Annotated in this window: 7 protein-coding genes; 2 read left to right on the top strand and 5 right to left on the bottom strand. The window is 28.6% G+C overall.

Translation table 11 applies throughout. The annotated features are described in order from the left end of the window. Positions 1-145 precede the first annotated feature (145 nt). Both FYJ83_RS12210 and FYJ83_RS12205 read right to left on the bottom strand, forming a co-directional pair. A complete protein-coding gene (locus FYJ83_RS12210) occupies positions 146-1,891 on the bottom strand; it encodes an ATP-dependent metallopeptidase FtsH/Yme1/Tma family protein (RefSeq protein ID WP_154440859.1) in 1,746 nt (581 codons plus the stop codon). A 133-nt stretch (positions 1,892-2,024) separates the two neighbouring features. Continuing rightward, on the bottom strand, positions 2,025-2,306 hold the full coding sequence (locus FYJ83_RS12205; protein WP_154440858.1) for a hypothetical protein: 282 nt from the start codon (positions 2,304-2,306) through the stop codon (positions 2,025-2,027). Between the two features lie 129 nt (positions 2,307-2,435). On the opposite strand from FYJ83_RS12205, the gene FYJ83_RS12200 reads away from it, so the two are divergent. After that, positions 2,436-3,047 (top strand): hypothetical protein, encoded by a 612-nt coding sequence (locus FYJ83_RS12200; protein WP_154440857.1) that lies wholly within the window; start codon positions 2,436-2,438, stop codon positions 3,045-3,047. A gap of 33 nt (positions 3,048-3,080) precedes the next feature. Here the strand turns inward: FYJ83_RS12200 and FYJ83_RS12195 are convergent, their stop codons facing one another. After that, entirely contained in the window at positions 3,081-3,983 is a 903-nt protein-coding gene (locus FYJ83_RS12195; RefSeq protein WP_154440856.1) for an RluA family pseudouridine synthase, read from the bottom strand. A gap of 104 nt (positions 3,984-4,087) precedes the next feature. Here FYJ83_RS12195 and FYJ83_RS12190 point away from each other — a divergent pair, with 104 nt between their 5' ends. After that, the gene (locus FYJ83_RS12190) at positions 4,088-4,885 is read left to right on the top strand and encodes an NAD(+)/NADH kinase (RefSeq protein ID WP_216585130.1); all 798 of its coding nucleotides are present in this window, start codon (positions 4,088-4,090) and stop codon (positions 4,883-4,885) included. A 75-nt stretch (positions 4,886-4,960) separates the two neighbouring features. Here FYJ83_RS12190 and FYJ83_RS12185 read toward each other — a convergent pair whose 3' ends face one another. Next, positions 4,961-5,569 carry a hypothetical protein gene (locus tag FYJ83_RS12185; protein WP_154440855.1) on the bottom strand — a complete coding sequence of 203 codons (609 nt, stop codon included), beginning with the start codon at positions 5,567-5,569 and terminating at the stop codon, positions 4,961-4,963. Between the two features lie 212 nt (positions 5,570-5,781). Continuing rightward, positions 5,782-7,584 carry an oligoendopeptidase F gene (gene pepF, locus FYJ83_RS12180; protein WP_154440854.1) on the bottom strand — a complete coding sequence of 601 codons (1,803 nt, stop codon included), beginning with the start codon at positions 7,582-7,584 and terminating at the stop codon, positions 5,782-5,784. Positions 7,585-7,596: the final 12 nt, after the last annotated feature.

The raw sequence follows: 7,596 nt of genomic DNA, 5'->3' as shown, positions 1-7,596 counted from the left end.
CTTCTGTTATAATTGTTTTCATAAGGAAAGATCCCTCCGATTTTTGTTTGTTATGGTAAACAACATTATATCAGAGGTCTTTCCTTTTTTCATATTTACTTGTCACAAATGTATTGTCTCATATCAACTCTAAATATATTATTTGTTATGATTTGTAAACTATATTGTTTATTTCATCTTCATAAAGAACTTCTTTATCTATAAGCTTTCCTGCTAAAGAATGTAAAATATCTATATTAGTATTTAATAAGTTAATAGTATCCTCATAAAGAGTATTTAATATATCCTTTGCTCTCTTTATTAAAACTCCATTATTAATATCCCTACCAGATAAAACATTATAGTTTAAAAGCCCTACTTCTTCATCCATACCAAATACACCAATCATAGATAAAGTCATATCTGTAGCTTTCTCTAAATCTGAAGAAGCTCCTGTTGTAATATTTTCTTTACCATATATTATTTCCTCTGCTACTCTTCCACCTAATGAAATCATTACATTTCTTAGTATGTCTTTTTTAGTCTGATACATTTTATCCGGTGGAATGTTTAGACTAAATCCTCCCATACCCTTTGTGCTTGGAATAATACTTACTTTAGTAACTCTATTATCCTTTGCTACTAACTTTGCCACCAAAGCGTGTCCTGCTTCATGATAGGCTGTTATTTCTCTATCTACATGGCTTATTGCTGACCTATCCTTTTTTTCATCTCCAACCAATACTGAATAATATGCTTTATTTATATGATTCATTGTAATTTCTTTGGATTTTTCCTTTACAGCTATAATGGCAGATTCGTTCATTAAATTTTCAAGCTTAGCACCACTAAAGTAAATGGTCTCTAATGCAACCTTTTTTAAATCTACATTTTTAGCAACTGGTTTATTTCTACTGTGTAGTTTAAGAATTTCATATCTTCCATTTACATCTGGTAAAGAAACTTCCACTTGTCTATCAAATCTTCCCGGTCTCAATAAAGCCTCATCTAGGATATCTATCCTGTTTGTTGCTGCAACTACTATTATTCCTTCATTATCCTTAAATCCAGACATCTCTGTTAACAATGCGTTTAATGTTCTATCCCCTTCCTCACTTCCTGAAGGATTATCTCCAGACTTTCTCTTTTTTCCAAGGGAGTCTATTTCATCTATAAATATAACAGACTTTCCAGCTTCTTTAGCTTTTTTAAATAACTCTCTTATACGACTGGCACCAAGTCCTGCATATACTTGTACAAAATCAGATCCTGATACAGCATAAAAAGGAACTTCTGCCTCTCCTGCCATTGCCTTAGCCATAAGAGTTTTTCCTGTTCCCGGCGCACCATATAAAAGGACTCCTCTAGGTAATCTTGCACCAAAGTTGTTATAAATCTCTGGATTCTTTATAAAATCTACCATATCCATTAAAGATTCTTTAGCTTCCTCATTACCTGCCACATCTTTAAAAGTTATTCTTTTTTTAGATAACTCTGCATCTATTTGTGACATCTTGGTCATTTCTTTCTCAGCCTGTTTAGACATATTCTTATTTAAGTAAAATATCATCAATCCCATTGCCGATACTAGTATTAACATTGGTATAGCTTGATTTACACCATTAGTCTTCTCTATTACTTTCACATCATACATTAACAGCTCTTCTTTAAATCTGTCGGTTCTTGGATTATCTGTAGTAGCAACTTTATTATTTGTAAGCTTTATCTTTATTTTTCCACTATTAGATAATTCTACTTCTTCAACTAATCCTTTCTCCAAGTGATTTAAAAATAAGGTATAGGGCATATCTTCTACCTCATTATTCTTTTGCATATAGAATAGCACAGTGGATAATAGGATAATAGAAATAGCCATAAGTAGAACTAACTTTAACTTCTTATTTATTTGCATTAAACCACTCCTTTTGGTTTACATAATGTCTATTACATTATAGCACCTTATGATTGCCATGTCTATTTCCTAGATTTGTTAAAATACCATAATAAGAAAGGACCAACTATTTAAAAGTCAGCCCTTTCATATATTAATCCTTATTTAAAATTTTTAGTATCTTATCTAATTTTAGATTTTGTTCTTCACTTAACATTGGTCTAATACTTTCTAGCTTATGAAATATTTCTTCATATTGTTCTGGACTTAGGTTATTTTCGATTTCATCATTTACTCTTATTATTTCTACAAATAAATCATCATCAGATTTATCCATATATTGATCCTGTAAACTTTCAATTAGCATAATATCTTCCTCACTAGGATTGTATTTACCTATATTGTCTACAATTTTTTGTATATCTTTTTCCTTCATTACATTACCCCCTTCTATCTTATATTTTAATTTATGAAAGCTAAATTAAATATATTACTAAATTGCACTGCAACTATTAATTCCTTTTTGCATATAATGGTTATTATATTAGATTTGGGAGGGATAATTTTGGATAATAAAATATTAATATTTTTATTTTTACTAATAATGGGCAAAAATAAAGAAAGTGATGTGGCTGCATTAAATTCCTTAGGAAATTTTGTAAACTCCATGGACATAGACCCTAAATATACTGCTGAAAAGATTAAATTAGCAAAAAAGGTTGGAGCGTATTTTCCTGAACAATACATACCTTTGATAAATAAATCAATATTATTTACTGAAAGATTAATAAAAATAAATGAATTAGCAGATTTCATGAAAAACGATGAATATGTTTATATCAAAGAGCCAATATCTGTAGATAATAATAAGGAAAGAATAAGTAAAATGGTCAATGTAATTCAAAAAGAAACGCCTAATACAGAAGTTAAAAATCTTGGAATGATGATGGATTTTATCGTCAACATGGATAAATATAAACAAATGTTTGGGATGATGAGTTCAGTAATGGGAAATAAAGATGCAGTAAAAGATCCTACTCAACTAATGAGCCTTCTTGGACCTATGCTAACTGGAGATAGTCAAAAAAATAGTGATAAGATGAAAGAAATGAATGCTATGATGGAAATAATGAAGGTATTAAATACTCCTACATCTAAAACTGAAGAAAAAAAGTAGGATAATAGAAAACCATCTAAAGAATAAGTAAATTTACTTATTCTTTAGATGGTTTATTAGTCCCTTCATATCTTCTGGTAATGGTGCAATAAATTCTATATCTTCCTTTGTTCTAGGATGTTTTATTTTTAAATAATAGGAGTGAAGAGCTTGTCTGTTTATATAACTACTTTCTTCACTATATAAAGTATCTCCAATTATGGGATGACCTATATGATTTAAATGGACTCTAATCTGGTGAGATCTTCCTGTAAATATTTGAACATCTAAAAGACTACCATTACTATATCTTTCTATTACAGAGTATTTAGTTAAGGCATCTTGTCCGTTGTCTGTTATTGTCTTTTTAATACTTTTTTCCTCTTCCCTTCCAATGGGTAAATCTATATAATCTTCCTCTTTTTCTACACTTCCTTTAACTATTGCTTGATATTTTTTTTCTACCATATTGGACTCAAATTGTAATGCCATTTGCTGATGAGCAAAAGGATTTTTAGCAACTATTAAAATTCCTGTAGTATTCATATCTAATCTATTTACAAATCTAATTTTCTTTTGTATTCCCTTTTCTTTAAAGTAATATGATATACCATTAGACAAAGTATTTTCTTGATGGGATTTTGTGGGATGCACTACAACATTTGGCTGTTTGTTTAAAATTAATAAATCAAAGTCCTCATAGACTATATCTATATCCATTTTTTCTGGCATAGTATTTTCTTCTTCATTTTCCATGAGAATAGATACTATATCTCCTTTTTCAAGTTTTAGTCCTTTTCTTCTAGTTTTCCCATTTACATAAATATTCTTTTCTTTATATAGTTTTCTGAATAATCTTCCTGATAAATCCTTAGTAACAAGAAATTCTTCTAAATTTAAATCATGGTTATCTACTTTAAAAGTAACAATGTTTTCACTTTCCTTAAATAAATCCATATTTACCTCCAAATCTTTTTATGTTTATTATATAATATATAGGTAAACTAATTATATCAGATATTATATAAATTTAAAGACTAAACCATTTAGGGGGTACATTCGTGAGAATAATAAATATTATTTCAAATTATAACTATGAATCTAAAAAAACATCTGAAATTTTATCGGATAAACTTAAAAATAAAGGTTTTCATATATCAGAAAAATATAATGATAATGCAGAATTAAATATATGCGTGGGAGGAGATGGAGCATTTTTAAGAGCCATACACCGTAATAAATTTCCAAGTATCCCCTTTGTCGGTATAAATACTGGACACTTAGGCTTTTTCCAAGAAATTCTACCTGAAAATATAGATGAATTTATTAATAAATATATAAATAAAGATTATTTGGTAGAAGAAATTTCATTAGTAAGTGCAGAGATATGTACTAAAAGTAAATCTTTCTTTCTTACTGGAGTAAATGAAATAGTTATAAAGGGCATAAAGTCTAAAGTTGTTCATCTGGAAATATCTTTAGATGGCAATTATTTAGAAAAATTCAGTGGAGATGGAGTAATTATATCTACACCAGTAGGTAGTACAGCATACAATTTTTCCAGTGGTGGCAGTATAATATATCCATCACTAAAGACTTTACAATTAACACCCCTATCTCCTATTAGCTCTAAGGTATATCGGTCTTTACCTAATAGTGCTGTAGTTCCTGGAGATATAACAATATCCATTAAACCCGAATTTAGATATGAAAATTCTATTTTAATTATAAATGATGGAGTTGAGTTTAAGTATAATAATATCACCAGTATAAATTTAAAGCTTTCCCATAAGACTATTAAGAAATTAAATTTTGATAAAGATATGTATTGGAGTAATTTAAGAAGTAAGTTTTTATAGAAAACTGCCCCTTATAGAACAAAACCCCTTAATTACATTATTTAAATTAAGGGGTTTATCTATTGATTTTTAGATTCAGTACCTTCTCCAGAACCTTCTCCGTGGTCTATATAGTCTGGTTATACTTATACGCATAAAAACAATAGCAAAGAGCTGTGTTAGTAGGTGTAAAGCACTTTTCAATATCAGAAACTTATCAATTTCTTTTTCCGCTTCTCCATATATTTCTATATACTTTTTATATGATTTAATGTCATAGTATAGTGCTATTGAAACCCATAATATGACCATAATAGTAGTCATATAAGCTAGTAATTCTACAATACTACTGAACGCCTTCTCACCATATAGTTTAGTTATAATAACCATGAATATAGTAGCCATCACAAATATCTTTATTCTATATTTTTTCTTGCGAATTGCCCTTCTCCTCGAAGCATCTAGATAGTGCATAAGAAAAGTTTTTTCAGAAGAAACACTAAATTCTTTCGGAATATATTTCTCCCTAATTTTTTTATAATCTTCTGGAATATTATAATAGGCTTTATTTTCTAAATCGAATATCTTAATATAGAATATACAGATTATTGGTATAAAAAAATACATATTCCTAACCTTTATTAAAAAATACATAGCCATAAAGTTTAGTGGAATAAAAATTGTTATAAAATTAATAAAATTCATATTGAATCTCCTAAATATTAACTTATTTATTTTCTATCCATTCAATTATTATTTGAAAATCTCTTGTTTTCAAATTTATTACAATCTATTTACATATTACCATTTTATACATTCCCTTTCAAATAAACCTGTCGTTATTTTTTAATAAATCTAAACATTTATTTTTCTTTGCATAAAAAAGATACCAAGCATTGGTATCTTTTTTATTATATCTATATTAACTTATCCATTTCATCTACTAATTTACTAAATAACTTCATTGCGTTGTTTACTGGTTCTTCTGTGGTCATATCTACTCCTGCCAGCTTTAGCACGTTTAGAGGATAATCTGAACTTCCGCTCTTTAGGAAGTTTAGATATTTATCTACTGATTCCTTCCCTTCTTCAAGTACCTTTTGAGATAGCGCAACTGCTGCTGAATATCCTGTAGCATATTGGAATACATAGTAGTTGTAGTAGAAATGAGGTATTCTTGCCCACTCTATTGCTATTTCATCATCTACTACCACACTCGGTCCATAATATAGTTCATTTAATTTCTTATATTCTTCACATAAATAGTCTGCTGTTAATGATTCACCCTTTTCTAGATGTTCATTTATTATCTTTTCAAACTCTGCAAACATAGTTTGTCTAAATACAGTGGTTCTAAAACTTTCTAAATAATGATTTAGTAGATATAATCTTTCATTTTTATCCACTACATTCTTTAACATATAGTCCATAAGCAAAGATTCATTAGCTGTAGATGCAACCTCGGCTACAAATATAGAATAATTTCCATAAACAAAGGGTTGATTTTTTCTTGTAAAATAGCTATGAATTGAGTGACCCATTTCATGAGCTGTAGTAAATACATTGTCTAATGTATCGTGATAATTTAATAATATAAATGGTTTAGAATCATAGGACCCACTAGAATATGCACCTGATCTTTTACCTCTATTTTCATATACATCTATCCAACGTGAACTAAATCCTTCTTCTACTACATCCATATATTCTTCACCAAGAGGAACTAAAGCCTTTTTAACTAATTCTACTCCTTCTTTATATGGAATTTTGAAATCTACATCTTTTACTATTGGAGTATATAAATCATACATATGAAGTTCCTCTACTTCTAATGCTCTTTTTCTAATTTCCATATATTTATACATACTGTCTAAATTATTGTGAACAGAATTAATTAAATTATCATATACAGATAAAGGAATATTATTTGTATCTAAGGAAGCTTCTCTGCTTGATTTATAGTTTCTAATATTTGCATTAAATATATTTTTCTTTAAATCTCCACTTAGGGCAGCTGCAAATGTATTTTTAAATCCTTCATAAGTATTATATAAAGCTTCAAAAGCATTTTTTCTTACATCTCTATTTTTGGATTCCATCAGTGGAATAAAGTTTCCATGAGTTATCTCCACATCTTTACCATCTTCATCCTTTATAACAGGGAATTTTAAATCTGCATCACTTAACATAGAATATATCTTTTCTGGTGCAGAACCTATTTCTCCAACTTGTGCTAATATAGACTCTTCTCTAGCAGATAGCACATGACTCTTTTGTCTTAAAATATTATCTATATATTTTTTATATAATTTTAACTCAGGTTTTTCTTCATAATATTTCTCTAAAACATTCAAATCTAAAGTTAATATCTCTGGTACTAAAAAAGACGTCTTTTCTTCTACTTCTATATAGAGACTTAAACCTTTATCTGATAAAGCTTGAGACTTTCCATCTCTAGTATCTTCATCTAATTTCATATGAGTATAAGAATATAGATTACTTGCCAGTCTATATAATTCATCTTTATCCTTTAATGTATTATATAAATTCTCACTGCTGGAAACTGCTTCACCCTTATGGGAATCAAAATTCTTAGCCATTTCCTTAGCCTTATTATAATCCTTTTCCCATTCTCCTACATCTTTGTACATAGATTCTAAGTCCCATTTTAATTCTTGTGGTAAATCTTTTCGTTCCAATGTTTCTTTTTTACTTTCCATTGAATCTCCTCC

Source organism: Tissierella pigra, from assembly GCF_009695605.1.
GTDB classification, from domain to species: Bacteria; Bacillota; Clostridia; order Tissierellales; family Tissierellaceae; genus Tissierella; species Tissierella pigra.
Note: the sequence above shows the minus strand (reverse complement) of the source record. Positions and strands in the feature narration are given on the sequence as shown.

Coding starts and splice junctions, on each gene's coding strand:
- FYJ83_RS12210 (WP_154440859.1), bottom strand. CDS start 1,891: ATGCAAATAAATAAGAAGTTAAAGTTAGTTCTACTTATGGCTATTTCT.
- FYJ83_RS12205 (WP_154440858.1), bottom strand. CDS start 2,306: ATGAAGGAAAAAGATATACAAAAAATTGTAGACAATATAGGTAAATAC.
- FYJ83_RS12195 (WP_154440856.1), bottom strand. CDS start 3,983: ATGGATTTATTTAAGGAAAGTGAAAACATTGTTACTTTTAAAGTAGAT.
- FYJ83_RS12185 (WP_154440855.1), bottom strand. CDS start 5,569: ATGAATTTTATTAATTTTATAACAATTTTTATTCCACTAAACTTTATG.
- pepF (WP_154440854.1), bottom strand. CDS start 7,584: ATGGAAAGTAAAAAAGAAACATTGGAACGAAAAGATTTACCACAAGAA.